General features: G+C 70.0%; 20 protein-coding genes. 12 read left to right on the forward strand and 8 right to left on the reverse strand.

Annotated features, from left to right (window positions below):
- Positions 1–26 precede the first annotated feature (26 nt).
- Positions 27–530: a MarR family winged helix-turn-helix transcriptional regulator gene (locus tag ACFFRH_RS14335; protein WP_344749618.1), complete on the forward strand. Its 504-nt coding sequence runs from the start codon at positions 27–29 to the stop codon at positions 528–530.
- Between the two features lie 54 nt (positions 531–584).
- Here the strand turns inward: ACFFRH_RS14335 and ACFFRH_RS14340 are convergent, their stop codons facing one another.
- Positions 585–1,088 (reverse strand): SigE family RNA polymerase sigma factor, encoded by a 504-nt coding sequence (locus tag ACFFRH_RS14340; RefSeq protein ID WP_344749617.1) that lies wholly within the window; start codon positions 1,086–1,088, stop codon positions 585–587.
- 306 nt (positions 1,089–1,394) lie between these two features.
- Here ACFFRH_RS14340 and ACFFRH_RS14345 point away from each other — a divergent pair, with 306 nt between their 5' ends.
- A complete protein-coding gene (locus ACFFRH_RS14345; RefSeq protein ID WP_344749616.1) occupies positions 1,395–2,345 on the forward strand; it encodes a hypothetical protein in 951 nt (316 codons plus the stop codon).
- Positions 2,346–2,350: 5 nt separating this feature from the next.
- Positions 2,351–3,196 (forward strand): MauE/DoxX family redox-associated membrane protein, encoded by an 846-nt coding sequence (locus ACFFRH_RS14350; protein WP_344749615.1) that lies wholly within the window; start codon positions 2,351–2,353, stop codon positions 3,194–3,196.
- 119 nt (positions 3,197–3,315) lie between these two features.
- On the opposite strand, the gene ACFFRH_RS14355 is transcribed toward ACFFRH_RS14350, so the two are convergent.
- The gene (locus ACFFRH_RS14355; RefSeq protein ID WP_425581868.1) at positions 3,316–4,488 is read right to left on the reverse strand and encodes a DUF8462 domain-containing protein; all 1,173 of its coding nucleotides are present in this window, start codon (positions 4,486–4,488) and stop codon (positions 3,316–3,318) included.
- A 311-nt stretch (positions 4,489–4,799) separates the two neighbouring features.
- Entirely contained in the window at positions 4,800–5,225 is a 426-nt protein-coding gene (gene rplK, locus ACFFRH_RS14360; RefSeq protein ID WP_344748569.1) for a 50S ribosomal protein L11, read from the reverse strand.
- Between the two features lie 65 nt (positions 5,226–5,290).
- On the opposite strand from rplK, the gene ACFFRH_RS14365 reads away from it, so the two are divergent.
- Entirely contained in the window at positions 5,291–6,193 is a 903-nt protein-coding gene (locus tag ACFFRH_RS14365) for a MerR family transcriptional regulator (RefSeq protein WP_344748498.1), read from the forward strand.
- A gap of 57 nt (positions 6,194–6,250) precedes the next feature.
- A complete protein-coding gene (locus ACFFRH_RS14370; protein WP_344748499.1) occupies positions 6,251–7,096 on the forward strand; it encodes a M15 family metallopeptidase in 846 nt (281 codons plus the stop codon).
- A 203-nt stretch (positions 7,097–7,299) separates the two neighbouring features.
- Here ACFFRH_RS14370 and ACFFRH_RS44750 read toward each other — a convergent pair whose 3' ends face one another.
- On the reverse strand, positions 7,300–8,430 hold the full coding sequence (locus ACFFRH_RS44750) for a DUF4328 domain-containing protein (RefSeq protein WP_425581833.1): 1,131 nt from the start codon (positions 8,428–8,430) through the stop codon (positions 7,300–7,302).
- Positions 8,431–8,605: 175 nt separating this feature from the next.
- On the opposite strand from ACFFRH_RS44750, the gene ACFFRH_RS14385 reads away from it, so the two are divergent.
- Complete coding sequence (locus tag ACFFRH_RS14385) at positions 8,606–9,469, forward strand: NUDIX hydrolase (RefSeq protein WP_386156879.1); 864 nt, start codon at positions 8,606–8,608, stop codon at positions 9,467–9,469.
- Positions 9,470–9,499: 30 nt separating this feature from the next.
- On the opposite strand, the gene ACFFRH_RS14390 is transcribed toward ACFFRH_RS14385, so the two are convergent.
- Positions 9,500–10,312: a PrsW family glutamic-type intramembrane protease gene (locus ACFFRH_RS14390; protein ID WP_344748501.1), complete on the reverse strand. Its 813-nt coding sequence runs from the start codon at positions 10,310–10,312 to the stop codon at positions 9,500–9,502.
- 52 nt (positions 10,313–10,364) lie between these two features.
- Positions 10,365–10,976, reverse strand: coding sequence for a cadmium resistance transporter (locus tag ACFFRH_RS14395; protein ID WP_344748502.1), 612 nt, complete (start codon positions 10,974–10,976; stop codon positions 10,365–10,367).
- Between the two features lie 110 nt (positions 10,977–11,086).
- Here ACFFRH_RS14395 and ACFFRH_RS14400 point away from each other — a divergent pair, with 110 nt between their 5' ends.
- From ACFFRH_RS14400 to ACFFRH_RS14420, 5 genes are all read left to right on the forward strand, one after another.
- Positions 11,087–11,803, forward strand: coding sequence for a hypothetical protein (locus ACFFRH_RS14400; RefSeq protein WP_344748503.1), 717 nt, complete (start codon positions 11,087–11,089; stop codon positions 11,801–11,803).
- Between the two features lie 56 nt (positions 11,804–11,859).
- The gene (locus tag ACFFRH_RS14405) at positions 11,860–12,282 is read left to right on the forward strand and encodes a hypothetical protein (RefSeq protein ID WP_344748504.1); all 423 of its coding nucleotides are present in this window, start codon (positions 11,860–11,862) and stop codon (positions 12,280–12,282) included.
- Positions 12,283–12,285: 3 nt separating this feature from the next.
- Positions 12,286–12,672, forward strand: a complete 387-nt coding sequence (locus tag ACFFRH_RS14410; protein WP_344748505.1) for a hypothetical protein — start codon at positions 12,286–12,288, stop codon at positions 12,670–12,672.
- A 279-nt stretch (positions 12,673–12,951) separates the two neighbouring features.
- Positions 12,952–13,188 carry a hypothetical protein gene (locus ACFFRH_RS14415; RefSeq protein ID WP_344748506.1) on the forward strand — a complete coding sequence of 79 codons (237 nt, stop codon included), beginning with the start codon at positions 12,952–12,954 and terminating at the stop codon, positions 13,186–13,188.
- Between the two features lie 129 nt (positions 13,189–13,317).
- On the forward strand, positions 13,318–14,190 hold the full coding sequence (locus tag ACFFRH_RS14420) for a protein phosphatase 2C domain-containing protein (protein WP_344748507.1): 873 nt from the start codon (positions 13,318–13,320) through the stop codon (positions 14,188–14,190).
- An 86-nt stretch (positions 14,191–14,276) separates the two neighbouring features.
- On the opposite strand, the gene ACFFRH_RS14425 is transcribed toward ACFFRH_RS14420, so the two are convergent.
- Positions 14,277–14,813 carry a flavoprotein gene (locus tag ACFFRH_RS14425; RefSeq protein ID WP_344748508.1) on the reverse strand — a complete coding sequence of 179 codons (537 nt, stop codon included), beginning with the start codon at positions 14,811–14,813 and terminating at the stop codon, positions 14,277–14,279.
- The gene (locus ACFFRH_RS14430) at positions 14,810–15,130 is read right to left on the reverse strand and encodes a hypothetical protein (protein WP_344748509.1); all 321 of its coding nucleotides are present in this window, start codon (positions 15,128–15,130) and stop codon (positions 14,810–14,812) included. Before ACFFRH_RS14430 ends, ACFFRH_RS14425 begins: the two co-directional genes overlap by 4 nt.
- A 104-nt stretch (positions 15,131–15,234) precedes the next feature.
- Here ACFFRH_RS14430 and ACFFRH_RS14435 point away from each other — a divergent pair, with 104 nt between their 5' ends.
- Positions 15,235–15,483, forward strand: a complete 249-nt coding sequence (locus ACFFRH_RS14435; protein WP_344748510.1) for a cell division protein SepF — start codon at positions 15,235–15,237, stop codon at positions 15,481–15,483.
- The last annotated feature ends 66 nt before the right edge of the window (positions 15,484–15,549 follow it).

Consider the following 15,549-nt stretch of genomic DNA (forward strand, 5'->3'; position numbering starts at 1 on the left):
CAACTACTGTCGGGTAGGGTGTGAGCGTGAACCACTTCGACGACTCCCGGCTGACGGCGATGGGCCTCCTTGCCGAGGTCTACGCCGGCATCTCGGCGAAGACGCAGGAGTCCTTCGCCGCCGCGAAGCTCTCAGAGATCGACTTCGAGACGTTGATCAGGCTGGCGCGCTCGCCACAGCGGCGGTTGCGCATGAGCGACCTGGCGGCGCAGACGGGTTTGTCCACGAGCGGGACGACCCGGGTCGTCGACCGGCTGGAGCGCGAGGGGCTGGTCACGAGACAGGCGTGCGCCAGCGACCGGCGGGCCTCCTACGCGGCCATCACCGAGGCCGGCGCCGACCGGCTCGGCGGCGTCCTCCCGCAGCACCTGATCGACATCGACACCTGGTTCACCGGGCTCCTCCCTCCCGCGGAGCTCGACACCTTCCTCGGCACCCTGAGAACCATTCGCGACGCCGTACGACCGTGCGCCACCGCTGGGGCGGAGGGCCTCCGGCCGGAGGAGAGCGCGCTCATCCCGTCCGAGTGACGCACCCCTCCGGTACGAGGTCCCGCGACGAGTCCTACGGGGGTTCCACACAGGTCAGATCTGTGGTTCCAGGTGTCGCGGTTCGGAGGTGAGGTCGCCCCGGAGTTTGGCCATCCCCCGGGAGACCGTGCTCTTGACCGTCCCGACGCTGATGCCCAGGGCCTTGGCGATCTCCGGCTCGGTCATGTCCTCGTAGTAGCGCAGGACGACGGCGGTCCGCATCCGGGTGGGCAGCCGGTCGAGGGCCTGTTCGACGCGCTCGGGCAGGTGCTGGGCGCCCGCGACGACCGGCTCGGGGAGTTCGCCCGACGGATACTCCTCCAGCTTGCGCCGCCGCCACCAGGAGATGTTGATATTGACCATCGCCCGGCGTACGTAGCAGTCCAGGGCGGTGCGGTCCTGGATGCGGTCCCAGGCGAGGTAGGTCTTCACCAGTGCCGCCTGCAGCAGGTCCTCGGCGTCGCTCGGATGCCCGGTGAGCCGGTGGGCGGCGCGCAGCAGCGCCGGGCCGCGAGCAACGACATACTCGCGGAACTCCTCGTCGGTTCCGCCGGCCACCGTGATCACCAGCCTGAGCTCTCAGGTGCGTATGGTGGCCAGAATCGCAGCCGGAGCCCATTCTGCGGCTGAACCGAAATCTATATTTCATCCCATCAACGGTAAAGATCAGCTTCGATGGGCGATGGAGCACGCAAGAAGCATTAGATAGCGGTTTGTCATCGGGCGGACACCAATGCGTTCTACCAGGGAGGGGAACTTTAGTACCTGGTTGGACACCTGCCGTGATTATTGGTGGAGCGGACAGCGGGATTCCGCGAAGCGTGTGACGCTGGCTGCGACACCTCGCAGATTTGGGGAGCGACGATGCCCTATCGCAGCGCCGATCGCCGCCGTACGCTGGCGGCCGCCGCGCTTGGCCGGACCGTCCAGGAGCCGGGCCCCCTCCCCTCGGAAGGTGAGTCCTTCCACGCGGTCAGCGGCACGATCCTCGACGTGAGCCCGCACCTGATCGTCATCGACACCCCGGCCGGCGACGAGGAACGGCTCGTCATCGCACCGTGGGCGACCGCCTGGCGCGGGGAGGCCGTGAGCCCCGCCGATCTCCCCACGGGATCCAATGTGATCATCAAAGCGCTGCGGGCCGGCCGGGTCGTGGACCGGATCTGGGCGGACATCACCAGGATCACCGGAGTGATCCAGTCGATCGGCTCCGAGGGCAAGGACCACACCGTGGAGCTGCACTGCGGGCCGCACCGCGGGCGGCGCACGATCGTCATCCCCTACCGGTCCTCCGGGCGGCTGCGGGTCAGGCACCCGCAGTTCGAGCCCGGCTACCTGTTCGACGCCATCGGGGTCCGCGAGGACGGCACGGCGCTGGCGCGACTGCCCGCGACCTCGCAGCCGCCCTACCGATGGACGGCCGTGCCGCCACCGCCCCCCGGCTACGTCGGCGTGCAGTCGCGGATCTCGGGCACGGCCACCTGGTCGGACACCTTCGACTGCGGGGAGCAGGGGGTGGCCTACCCCATGCTGGAACGGGCCGACACGGCGTGCGACGACACCGGGGTGTCCTGCGCCGGTCTGCCCTACCTGGCGCTGGGGTCGATACTCAACGTACGCAACGTGTGCGCCGGACGAACCTCGGTCCTGCCGATCGTGGCGTGCGGCTGCCTCGCCGGCCGCTTCTGCGACCGGTGCCTGGAGTGTGGCACCTCGCCGCGCGGCCGGATCCTGGAACTGTCCCCGAGATCCTTCGTGGAACTCGGCGGAGACCTGACCACCGGGTGCTTCAACGCCCGGCTTGGAATGGGGTGACACAGATGCTGACGACGATCGCCGCCGCGCAGTTGCCGGTCGTGTTCCTGCTGCTGGCCGCGGGTACGGTCGCGAAGATCTGGACGGTCGCGCGCGAGACCGAGCCGGGCATGCTGAGCAGGCTGGGACCGGCCGTGCTGGTGCCCGAGCGCTGGCGCACGCCCGCGATGCTGGGCTGCGCGCTCGGAGAGCTGTTCCTGGCGAGCGGGCTGCTGCTGACCGGCCATCCGTTCTTCCGGTGGGGGATCGCCGGGTTCTTCGCGGTCTCCACCTACGTCCTGTGGGAGTTGCGGCGCCGTCGCCCGGACGCGGGCTGCGGCTGTTTCGGCGAGGTGAGCGCGCTCCCGGTGGGACGGCGGTCGCTGGGCCGCACCATGGTGCTGACGGCGATGGCCCTGGGGCTGCTCTGGACACCGGAGGTCCCCGGCTGGGTGGCGATGGCGGACCTGACGTGGACGCACGCGCCGGCCATGCTCGCGGGGCTGCTGGTGCTCGCGGCGCTCTCGCCGGAGATCGAGGAGACGGTCGCCAGGCTCCGCTACCGGGCCCCCTGCGAGCAGCGCCGCCTCGACCCGGCCACCGCGCTCGGGCGGCTGCGGTCGAGCACGGTCTGGCGCTCGCACGAGGGGGTGCTGGCGAGCAAGGAGCCGGTCGACAGCTGGCGGGAGCTGTGCTGGCGGTTCTTCGTCTATCCGGGCAGCAGCCACGCGGGCGACCCCGTCGAGGTGGTCTTCGCGGTCTATCTGAGCGGGCGGCACCCGGCGGTGCGGGTCGCGATGGTCGACTCCGACGGGCGGCCGGTGACGCCCGGGACTCTCGCCGAATCTCTGCCGATATCGGCTGGCCACTAGAGAGCCCTAGATTTTTCTAGGGCAGCACGATTGAGCTCTATACGGCTCTCTAGCTTCCCCACTAGAGAGCCGTATAGAGGGCTAGTGGCTCCCCCGCATCATATCGAACAAACGTTCGGTCAGACCGGTTGTGACCGCAGGAACTTCCCGAAGTGCGGCACGGTGAACGCGATCAGCCCGCGTTCGGCGCTGTAGATCAGACCCTTCTTGATGAGGCTGTCGCGAGCCGGGGAGAGGCTCGACGGTTTGCGGCCGAGCCCCTCGGCCACCTCGGCGGTGGCGACGGGCTCGTCGCCGATGGCGGCCATGGCGTGCATGTAGTCGCGCTCGGCGGGGGTGGCCCGCTCGTAGCGGCTGCCGAAGAAGCCGACCGCGAGCTCCTCCTCGGCCTCCGGTGCGGAGACCCTGATGTCGTCCGCGGTGATCGGGCTGCGCAGCGCCAGGTCCCAGGCGACCTTGCCGTACGCCTGGACGAAGTAGGGGTAGCCGTCGGCGGCCACGTAGAGGGCGTCGAGGGCGTCCTGGGTGAACTCCACGCCCTCGCTCTCGGCCGGGGCGATGAGCGCCAGGTCGGCCGCCTCGCGATCGAGACGGTCGATCCTGGCGTAGCGGAAGAGCCGCTCGGAGTAGCTCTTGCTGGCCGACAGCACGCTGGGCAGGTGCGGCAGTCCCGCGCCGACCACGATCAGCGGGCCGCCGCTCTGGGAGAGCTCGTGGCAGGCCGCGCAGAGCGCCGAGACGTCGGGGGCCTGCACGTCCTGCATCTCGTCGATGAACAGCGCGATGCCGACCCCCAGGTCGGTGGCGACCGCGGCGGCGTCGACGAACAACTCGGTGAGGTCGATCTCCAGGTCTCCGGAGTCGGCGCGCCCCCGCCCCGCGGGCACGTCGATCGCGGGCGACCAGTGCGAGGTGCCCTTGGCCGCGGACGGGTCGCGCATCGCGAACGCCTTGAGCACGCCGAGGAACTCCTCGATGCGCTCGGGCGCCCGATGCCTCGGGGCGAGCTCCCGCACCGCCATGTGCAGGGCGGCGGCCACCGGGCGCCGGATCGACTGGTCGGGCCTGGCCTCGATCTTGCCGGTGCCCCACAGCCGCTGCATGGCCATCGACTTGAAGGTGTTGAGCAGAACGGTCTTGCCCACGCCGCGCAGCCCGGTGACCACCATGCTGCGCTCGGGGCGCCCTCGGGCCACCCGTTCCAGAACGATCTCGAACTGCTGTAGCTCGCGGTCGCGGCCGGCGAGCTCTGGGGGGCGCTGCCCGGCACCGGGAGCGTAGGGATTGCGCACGGGGTCCACGCTCTCGGACTTTATGACGGGATATAGCGGCCGGCTTAGAATTCCGTAGAAAGTGCTACGGCGTGTCGCGCCGCGCTCCACCGGCGACCGGGAGGACGGGGGGCGCACGGCCGGCGGCACCGCGAGCATCGCCATGGCACACCCCTTCACCTGCGAGAACGTCAGCCCGAACCCGTGTTCGATCCCGTGCCCACGACTGTAGCGCGGGTTCGAACACAGGCGCGATACGTTTCGATGAAAAGCCTCCCCAAGGAATGCGCGGACCAGGCCGCAGGCCACACAGGACGTACAGGACATACATCTCAATCCTGGACGATCAGCCCCATCGAGCGTGCGGTGCCGGCGACGACCTTCTCCGCCTGGTCCAGGTCGGCGGTGTTGAGGTCGGGCAGCTTGGTCCTGGCGACCTCCCTCAGCTGCGCGCGGGTGATCACGCCCGCGGCCTGGTGTCCCGGGCGGGCGCCGCCCCGGTCCAGGCCGACGACCCGGCGGATCAGCGAGGCCGTGGTGGGCATCTTGATCGTCAGCTCGAACGAGCGGTCCTCGAACACGGTGACGACGACGGGGACGACGAACCCCCGCCGGTCCTGGGTGGCCGCGTTGTACCGGCGGCAGAACTCCATGAGGTTCAGGCCCAGCGGACCCAGGTCCTTGCCCACGGTGGCGGGACCGGCCTCACCGGCCTGGAGCTGCAGTTTCGCGATCCGGCTGACCTTCTTCTTCGACATGCCCGCCAAGCTAAAGTCTCCTGTAACTGGAGACTCAACGGAATAATCGCGGAATAATCGGGGCCATGAACTACACGATCGGACAGCTCGCCAGGCTCTCCGGGCTGCCGGTGAAGACGATCCGCTTCTACTCCGACATCGGGGTGCTCCCCGAGCGCGGCCGCACCCGGAGCGGCTACCGCCTCTACGGCGACGAGGACCGCGGGCGGCTGGAGCTCGTCAGGACGCTGCGCGAGATCGGCGTCGACCTCGCGACCATCAGGTCGCTCGGCGAGCGCGACCTGGGCGAGGTGCTGTCCCTGCACCTCCGTACGGTGGAGACGCAGATCAGGGCGCTGCAGCGGACCCGGGCGGTGCTCAGGGCCACCCTGGAGCGGGACGAACCCGCCGACGACGACCTGCGCCGCCTCAACGCCCTCGGGCGGCTCGGCGCGGCGGAGACGGCGGCGCTGGTGAACGATTTCGTCGACGAGGTCGCCGGTGAGAACGCCGCCAGGCAGGAGTGGCTCGGCGGCCTGCGCGCGGCCATGGTGCCCGACCTGCCCGACGAGCCGGGGATCGAGCAGCTCGACGCCTGGCTGGAGCTGACCGAGCTGCTCGCCGACGACGGCTTCCGCGCCTCACTGCGCGCGATGAGCGGCGACTTCTGGCAGAACGCCGACGGGATCGACGTGGCGGCCTGGCACGAGGCCAACACCCTGGTCACGGAGAGGGCACTGGCCGCGGCGCGGGACGGGGTGCCCCCGGAGTCGGAGGCCGCCGCGCCCCTCGTGGCCGAGCTCGTCGCGGCTCTGGCCGGGGCGCAGAGGCGCACCCCGGAGTCGGTCGTACGGGACTACGCGGAGCACGACCCGCGCGCCGGGCGATACTGGGAGCTGGTGGCCGTGGTCAACGGCACGCCCTGGCCACCGGAATCCGTGATCGCCCACGAGTGGATCGCCGCGGCGGCCACCACCCACCTCGGATAGCCGATCAACTACAATGACTTTTTGTCGCTTTTGTCCGTTTTTCTGAGGAGGCGGCACGTGTCAGGCTCCAGATTCACGATCCGTACGCGGGCCGTGCTCGCGACGACCGTCGGCTGCCTGGCGGCGGCCTCGTGCGGCACGACCGCCTCCCAACCCGCTTCCCAGCCCGCCCCGGCCGCGCCTCCGGCCACCTCGGCACCGATCTCGGCGTCCTCCCCCGCCACCGATGTGGCCGCCCCGGAGCCGACCGCCCCGGAACCGACCACTGTGACGCCGACCGCCGTGACGCCGACGGCCGGTCCGTCCACCACCGTGTCGCCGACCCCGACGGGCCCGCCGGAGTTCTCCGCGAAGGTCTCCCGGGTCCCCCGCGAACGGCTCGAATACTCGTGGCGGCCCGGATGCCCGGTCCCGGTGAGCGACCTGCGGCTGATCACGATGACCTACTGGGGCTTCGACGACAAGCCGCACACCGGCGAGCTGGTCGTGAACAAGGCCGCGACCGACGACATCGTCTCCGTCTTCCACCGCCTGTACGAGTGGCGCTGGCCCATCTACAAGATGCGGCTCGTCGACGCCTACAAGGCCGACGACTACGCCTCGATCGACGCCGACAACACCTCGGCCTTCAACTGCCGCCCCGCGGAGGGGTCGAGCAGCTGGTCCAAGCACGCCTACGGCCTGGCCATCGACATCAACCCGCGCGAGAACCCGTACATATACACCAACGGTACGGGGTCCCACAAAAATGCCAGCAAGTTCTTCAAGCGCCCCGTCCGGGCCCCCGGGGTGATCAACCCGGGCGACCGCGTGGTCAAGGCCTTCCAGCAGAAGGGCTGGGAGTGGGGCGGCTACTGGTCCGGCATCAAGGACTACCAGCACTTCTCCAAGGGCGGGAACTGAGCGAGCCCTTCCGGCGGAGAGGCCGGGAACGACAGGACCGACCCGGCGGAGAAGCTCGGAACGGCAGGACTGCCCCGGCGGAGAAGCCGGGAACGGCAGGACCGACCCGACGGAGAGGCTCGGAACGATGGGACCCGGACGTTCGTTCCGCGACCCTCTTGACCGTCACCGGCGGTCAGCCGTGGAACCGGGGCCTGCCGGGCTCAGCCGTACGCCGGTGAGACGTCGGCGGGCTGGAACAGGTCCCAGCGGTTGCCGTACAGGTCCCGGAAGACGACGACCTCGCCGTAGGGCTCGCTGCGCGGGGCCTCCTCGAAGACGACTCCCGCCGCCAGCAGCCGCTCGTAGTCGCGGGCGAAGTCGTCCGTGTGCAGGAACAGGCCGACCCTGCCGCCGGTCTGGTCCCCGATCCGGGCCTCCTGTTCCGGGCCGTCGGCGCGTGCGAGGAGCAGGGCCGTCTCCCGGGCGCCACGGGGACGGACGGTCACCCAGCGCTTACCGTCGCCCAGCGGCGTGTCCTCCAGGAGCTGGAAGCCGAGGACGCCGAGGTAGAAGCCGAGGGCCTCGTCGTAGTCGCGCACGACGAGGGTGGTGAGCCCGAAGTAGGACCCCACGGGCGGCCCCGGCCTTTTCCTGGGCCCTCCGCTCGCGGGCAGACTGGTACGGGCCGTCTCCTGGAGATTGGTGATCTTCAGGATGACCCGGGCGGCGAGCAGGCCCGTGACGATCGGCAGCGGGACACAGGCGACCAGGGTGACGGTCTCCAGAGCGGTCATGTCCGCCCTCTCGAAAACCGCGTACGCCGCCTCCGTCATCATCCACAGCAGCCACGCCACCCACCACGCCCAGACCAGACCAGAACGGCGTCCCCGGTAGAGGTCGGTTCCCGGCCGCAGCCCGCCGGGCCGGGAGGTGGTCAGGATGTCGTCGACGAGCCCCTTGGGAATGAACAGGCTGACAGGGGGAGCGAACCACGCGAACACCAGGAACGGCGTGGCGTACCTGTGGAAGACCCCGGGAGAGATCGCGTACGCGTTGCCCCGGGCACGGAACAGCCAGCACACGAAGGCGAGGCCCGTCAGCAGGATGAGGGCCGTGAAGAGGAGGCTGACCGGGGAGAGGAGCAGCAGCAGGGCGTTCAGCTCGTCGATCGTCAGCTCGTGAAGCGCCGACAACAACCGGTCCCCCCGGTAGACGAACGCCAGCGCCGAGTCGCCGGCGGAGGCGACGGAGGTCAGCGCGATCAGGGTGAGGGCGACGGTCGCGTACGCGCGGATCGGCCGCAGGCGGCGGACGGGCGCGAAAAGCGGGCTCGGGTACACGCTCGGGTGCATGGGGGGGTCCTTCAACGAGGATCAAGGTGGCCAGTATGCCGGATCAGGACATAGCGCCATTAATGCTTTTCCACCTGCCGTTGTCCCCTCCGTCACCGGCGTCCTGCCGGTGGCCGGTGACCGGTGGCCAGGGGGGCGGAGGGTGCTCTGCCGTGGCCTGATGCATCATTGGTCCATGACGGCCGGGGACGGGGACGGGTGGGCTCGGTGCGATCTCGGGCACCGCCACTGGGGGGTGTACGGCGCGGCCGGTCTGCTCGCCGTCCACCACGACGCCGCGGGCGAGCCCCGCGTCCTGATGCAGAAGCGTGCCGCGTGGAGCCACCACGGCGGCACCTGGGGACTGCCGGGCGGCGCTCGCGACAGCCACGAGGACGCGGTCGACACCGCCCTGCGTGAGGCCTTCGAGGAGGCCGCGCTGGACGGCACCGGCCTGCGGGTCCAGGGGGTCTACCTCGACGACCACGGCGACTGGTCCTTCGAGACCGTGATCGCCGAGGCCGCCGGGCTGCTGCGCGCGATCCCCGCCAACGCCGAGAGCGACGAACTGCGATGGATTCCCGCCGAGGAGATCACCGCCAGGAACCTCCACCCCGGTTTCGCCGCGACCTGGCCGGTCCTCGGCCTCACGCTCGCCCCCTCCCTCGTCGTCCTCGACGTCGCCAACATCGTGGGCGCCCGCGCCGAACACGGCTGGTGGCGGGACCGCGCGGGGGCGGCGGCCAAGCTGCTCGCCGAGGTCGGCGCGCGTGCCGCCGAGGGCCGGTTGACCGTACCCGGCCGTGCCCCGCTGCTGGCCCGCTGGTTCCCCCGGCTGACCGCGGTCGTCGAGGGCGCCGCCCGCGACACCGCCCCCGCGCCCGGCGTCTCCGTGATCGCCGCCCCGGGAAGCGGGGACGACACCGTCGTCCAGGCCGTACGGGACGCCCGCCCCTGGGAGCGGGTCCTGGTCGTCACCGCCGACCGGGGACTGCGCGAGCGGGTCACGGCACTGGGCGCCGAGGTCACCGGGCCCCGGTGGCTGCTGGCGTGGTTGTGATGTTCGTGGGACGCCTCCGGTTTTCCGGGGTCAGGCGTGGGACGGCTCCGGCGCCGGGGTCGGCACCGGCTTCAGATCTCGGGTGGCCCGGTGGAACAGCCAGTAACTCGCCACGGCGACGGCGAGGAAGAGCAGCCTGACCGGCCCGGGGATGTCCAGGACGAGCAGGCCGTCGCTGAGCGAGTGGAGCGTGGCCGCCACGACGAAGGCGGCGACGACGGGCAGGGTCACGACCGCGCGGCTCCTGACCTGCCAGGCACCGAAGGCCACCGCGCAGACCAGGCCGGTCCAGACGAGGTGGCTGAAGGGGGTGCTGAGGCCGCGCAGGAGCAGGACCGTACCCGCCCCCACGGCGCCGTCGTGGTTGGCGAGGCTCTTCCAGGCGTAGGCCATCGATTCCATGATCGCGAACCCGGTCGCGCAGGAGAGGCCGAGCGCGACCCCCGCGGCCTTGGTGAGGTGGCGGCCGGTGAGCGCGACCGCGAGGGGCGGGACGAGTTTCGCGGGTTCCTCGATCCAGCCGACCCGCAGGATCGAGGTGCTGTTCCTCGCGGAGATGAAGAGCGCGTCGAAGTAGCCGCCGAGCAGGAGGGCGACGCCCCCGCCGAACAGGAACATGCCCATCAGCGTCATGGGCGGCACGCTGGTGGCGATGTGGATACGGTCGTGGATGGCGAGCAGGAGGGCGAGGGGCCCGGCCGCGGCCCCGTAGAAGAAGGCCGCGGGCAGGAGCGCCTGGTTTCCGGCCGCCTGCATCATGGCGATGAGCGAGAAGGACAGAGCGATCAGGGCGATCCACACCTTGAACCATCGATGCTGGTAGAAGCGCAAATGGTCTCGCATGGCAGGTAATTTCCCCGTGCGTTTGCCCTAGATTCGGGCGATTTGTCGATATTTATCTAAATATCGACTCCGCCGCGATGACGGCGCCGATGACCATGAACACCACGGGCACCAGCCACGCCCCCGTCCGCTCCACCAGGGCGATGACCTTCCTGTGCGACCCGAGCCAGGAGGCCGCCGCGCACCAGACCGCGACGAGCACCGCGAACACGACCACCGTGACGACACTGGACACCGGGCCGATCGTGCGGAACATCGGGGTGTAGACGGAGATGTTGTCGGCCCCGTTCGCGACGGTCACCCCCGCGATCGAGAGCACGCCCGAGGCGACCCGGGACGACCCGTCGTCGCCGGCGTCACCGTCGTCGCCGTCCTTCCCCGCCCGCCGGGCTTTCCATGCTTTGACCAGCCCCCACGCCCCCATGCCGAACGGCACCAGGCCGAGCAGTCCCACCCAGCGGTCCGGCACCACCGCGAGCCCGAGGGCCGCCGCGGCCGAGACGGCCACCAACGCGGTGATGCCCGCGTACTGCCCCACGACGATCTGCCAGGGGCGGGGGACACCCCCCGCCCTGGACGTCAGGAAGAGCACCGTCAGAATGATGATGTCGTCCACGTTGGTACCGGCGAAGACGGCGGCGGCCGTACCGATCGTTTGAAGCACGCGCGCATTATGTCGTTCCCCTTCCAGGTGCGCGACGAGCGTGGTCAGCCGAGAGCTGCGGGCGTTATGATCACTTTCATCCGCTCTTGCCAGTCCCCCGGAGACCGCACGTGGGCTATCCGCCGCAGCACGGCCAGCCGTCGCGGGGCGAGACGGGGAGAGGGCTGGTCGTGATGGTCGTCATGGCCATCGGCGTCGCCATCGGGGCCGTCGTCACCGTCTTCATGGTGTTCAACCCTCCTTCGTCCCCGCCGAGCACGGCGACTCCGACGCGCGGCGGCGAGCACTCGGAGGCCTCGGTCCGCCAGGCCGTCCAACCGGCGCTCGACGCCTACGGCAGCGGGTTGTACGGCGACTTCTGGGACCTGTGGACCACCGAGGCGCAGGGGCTGATCGCGCGGGAGGAGTACGTGAGGCTGTTCGAGATCTGCCCCCCGCTCGTGCCGAACTCCCCGCTCACCATCGGCACCGTCACGATCACCGGCGACAGCGCCAGGGTCCAGGCGACCCGGCTCAACGACACGACGGACTTCGACTTCGCCTTCGAGGGCGACACGTGGCGGTACGAGCCCTCGCCCGAGGAGCGGCTCACGTACCAGAGCCCGGTCGACCAGATAGCCGAGCAACGGCGGACCATGGGGTTCTGCGGCGCGGTCACCCCCACCTCCGCTCCTCCCACCGCTCCTCCCACCGACCCCTCGGTGCCCGCGAATCCCCCGGCACCCACCGATCCCTCGGTTCCCACCAATCCCTCGGCGCCCACTGCCCCTTCGGTTCCCGCTGCTCCTACCGATCCCGCCACTCAGCCGCAGGGGTTCCTGGAGTGATGCCTTTGGCTCAGAAGTGCTGCCAAAATTCGCAATTCACAGCTACTGTCGAACGCATGGCCCACTCCATGCCGGCATGGCGAGACGGCACAGGATCGGAAAAACCATCATCGAATGATCACGATGGCGCCAGGCAAGAATCGGATTCGGTTCCGCTGTGGCTGGCCCATCTCCAGCTCAGAGAAGGACAAAAGCCAATCAGCGCACCGACTTCCGACACAGCTATCACCATAGAGCTGGATAAAGCGGATTATGAGGCGCTTTCTCGTAAGGCACGACTGACCGGAAACCGTGTCGCCGACGTGATCCACGCGGCCGTCCAGCGAGAGATCGGCAACAAACCCCACGTGATCACCCTGATGCACCGCTGGAACCTGCATCGCGAAGACCTCGACACGGCGGCCGACTCCCTCGGGGTCGACCAGCTCTCCGAGGCCGAGTGGGGCCAGATCGGCATCCGCCGTTTCCGGAGGCGCTGAGCCATGCTTCCTGGTCGGGTGCTCGACGTGAGCGCGCTGGTCGACATCGCCGTGGCGAAGACCGAATACTCCCGCAGCGTCGCCGCCATGTGTCTCTTCCGTGGCGGCGGGATATGCGTCCCGGCCACCAGCCTCGCGGCCGTCCTGTCCATCTCCCCGCTCTCGACCCAGGAGGAGCTGTTCGAGCTCGTCACGACACCCGGCGTGAAGATCGACGACTTCACCCACGGGAAGGTGGGGGACATCGCGGAGATCCTCGACGGATCGCGCGACATCACGGCCGGACACGTCGTCTGGTGTGCCCGCGCCACCAAATGGCCCATCCTCACCGACCGCGGGGCGGAGCTCATCCAGTACGACCAGAACATCGGGATCGACCCCCTGCCCTAGGGATCTCCGAGCCTGGTGACCCTCGGCCCTCGCGAGGTCCGGCTCCGGCGCTCCGGCCCTGTGAGACCCGGACGGCAGTGCGGCCGAGGACGCGCGCCACCGATACCGTCCACGGCGACCCGCCTCCGGCCCCGGCTCCCGGCCCGCGTGACTCGCGTCGGCTCGCCTCGGCTCGCGCCGGTGAAGGTAACGGGACCCATACCTTTCTCGTCGAAAATGATGCCAAATATCGTCACGCGCACGATCGATTTTCGGGGGTGCGGCTTTCACACTGGGAGGGTGACATTCCAGACGAGGCGCATCAAGCTAGACATTCCTGACGGACCGGAATACGACCAGGTGCGCGATATGCACGGTCACGCGGTCACGGTGTTCGCGTCCACGGAGATCAACGGCGAACGTTCCCTGAAAATCGGCAGCCGGACTTTGCTGCTGAGGAAGGTGGGGATGGACGAGGACGACGAGGGACCGATGGACGTCTATCGAGCGGAGTCCATTTCGGACCCCTCTTACTGAGGGGCCGGCGTACCGAAGGGGCGTCCGGGTGGGGAAGGCGGGGAATACGCCGTTTCATCGGGGGAACTCGTGAGGGAACGCGCACGCTCGTCCGGCGCGAGCCCGTCCAGCACGAGGAGCTCCGAAACGATGCGCATCACCTTCGCCACCGAGGCGGCACCCGGCAGGCAGGACACGGACCCCGGAAACACCGCGGGCAACGACGGCAACGAGGACTTCTTCGGCGCGACCCCCGAGGCCTTCGTCCTCCTCGACGGCGCGGGCACCCCACCCGGGGCGGAGTCCGGGTGCGACCACGGCGTCGGCTGGTACGTCCGCTCCCTGGGCTCGACCCTCCTCGCGGGCATGACGCAGGACACCGGAACGCTCACGGAGATACTCGCGAACGGCATCAAGGCCGTCGCCTCCCTCCACGACTTCGTCTGCGACCTCACCCATCCCGGATCGCCGTCCGCCACGGTGGTCATGGTCCGTCGTACGGCGGGCGAACTGGACTTCCTCGTCCTGGCGGACTCCGTCCTCGTCCTGGACGTGGCCGGCCAGGCGGAGCCGACGGTCGTCCGCGACGACCGGGTGGATCGGGTCGGCAGGGCGCACCGGACGACCATGGACGGCCTCGCCCACGGAAGTGCCGAGCACGTCACCGCGCGCCGGGAGTACGTGGAGACCATGCGGGACCACCGCAACCGCGAGGGCGGTTTCTGGATCGCCGCCGTCGACCCGCTCACCGCCGAGCAGTCGCTCACCGGCACGCTCCCGGCCGATCGGGTGCGGGCGATCGCCCTGCTCAGCGACGGAGCCTCCCGGCTCGTCGACCAGTTCGAGCTGGCCAGCTGGCGCGAGGCCCTCGACACCCTCGAACGGTCCGGCCCCGGCGAGCTGATCCGCCGGGTCCGCGAGGCGGAGCGCACCGACCCCGACGGCTCCCGCTGGCCCCGGACGAAAACCCACGACGACGCGACCGCCGCCTACTGCCTGTTCGTCCGCCCCCCGGCCCGCTGACCCGCCGACCCGCACGGCAGGTGGTCACCCGGTGCCCCTCACCGGTGGAGCAGGGCTCGGCTCCGGTCACCGCGTGTCTCGCGGACCTATTTCCTGGAGATCTCCTTGAGGGCGAGGGCCCAGGGGACGTTCTCCCGGTTTCCGTCCTCGGCGGCGGCCGGGCCAGGGCCGGACGGGCCGGGGCCGAGCAGGACGCGGACGCCTTCGGCCCGGAGACTTTCGACGCTCCGGCGGAACGGCGCGCGTGTGGCGAGAGCGTCGTTGACGAAGGGCAGGACGACCACGGGGATGCCGAGGCCGGGGGCTTCGGCGAGGAGGCCGAGGGCGTAGGTGTCGGTGATGCCCTGGGCGAACTTGTTGACGGTGTTGTACGTGGCGGGGGCGACGATGATCGCGTCGGCTCTGGGGGGCTTGGGCTCGTCCGATGTCCGGTACCGGCTGCGGACGGGGCGTCCGGTCTGCCGTTCCAGGGCGGGGACGTCGACGAAGTCCAGCGCGGACGGGGTGGCGACGACCTGGACGATCCAGCCCTCGGCCTGGGCGAGGGCGACGAGACGGCCGACGTCGGGGGCGGCACCGGCCGCGCACACGATGACATGGAGAAGCCGTCCGGACTCGGTCACGCGGTCACTCCCAGGTGCGTGGGCGGGTTCAGGGGCTCGGGCGTCGAAGGTTCGCGGGCCCGCGCCTCGTGAGGCCGGTCGGCGGGCCCTCTCCGCGAGGAGATCCTTCGCGGCCTGGGCGCCTCGGCGGGGGAGTCGATGCCGGCGAACGCCGCGCTCGCGCTGAGCACCACGGACCCGGCGTCGTTTCGCACCGGTCCGGCCTCGGCGGCCACGAACACGGCGTCGGCACCCGGCGGGAACCCGGGCACCTCGTACGGTGGCCGACCGCGCCGAACGCGGTGAAACCGGTCGAACAGCGGTATGACGATACGCACGGCGATTCCCCCTGCTGTGAGCCGCCGCGAGCGCGGGCGGCGATGTGCCCCCGTGCTCAGGAAGACACCCTTGACGGGCGCGACGGACGGTGGAGACTTGTCCGGTGGTCAAAACACTACGTCCCCAGAACTACAACGAAGCGATCTACGTCGGGCACTTCTTCCGCACCGGCGTGCCGGTGGTGATGGACCTCACCGCGCTGCCGGACGACGAGGCGAAGCAGTTCGTCGACTTCGCGGCCGGCCTGGTGTTCGGCAGAGGCGGGGACATGGACCGCCTGTCACCCAAGGTGTTCCTGCTGATGCCCCGTGGAATGGGCAATCGGCTACCGGTCGCCGAAGAGGTGCCGTAGGCGGGTGACCGTGCCGCCGGCGCGTCTCGGGACCTCCTCCGGATGAGGGACCACCGGGTTCCGCGG

This window comes from Streptosporangium vulgare (assembly GCF_042428775.1).
Taxonomy (GTDB): domain Bacteria; phylum Actinomycetota; class Actinomycetes; order Streptosporangiales; family Streptosporangiaceae; genus Streptosporangium; species Streptosporangium vulgare.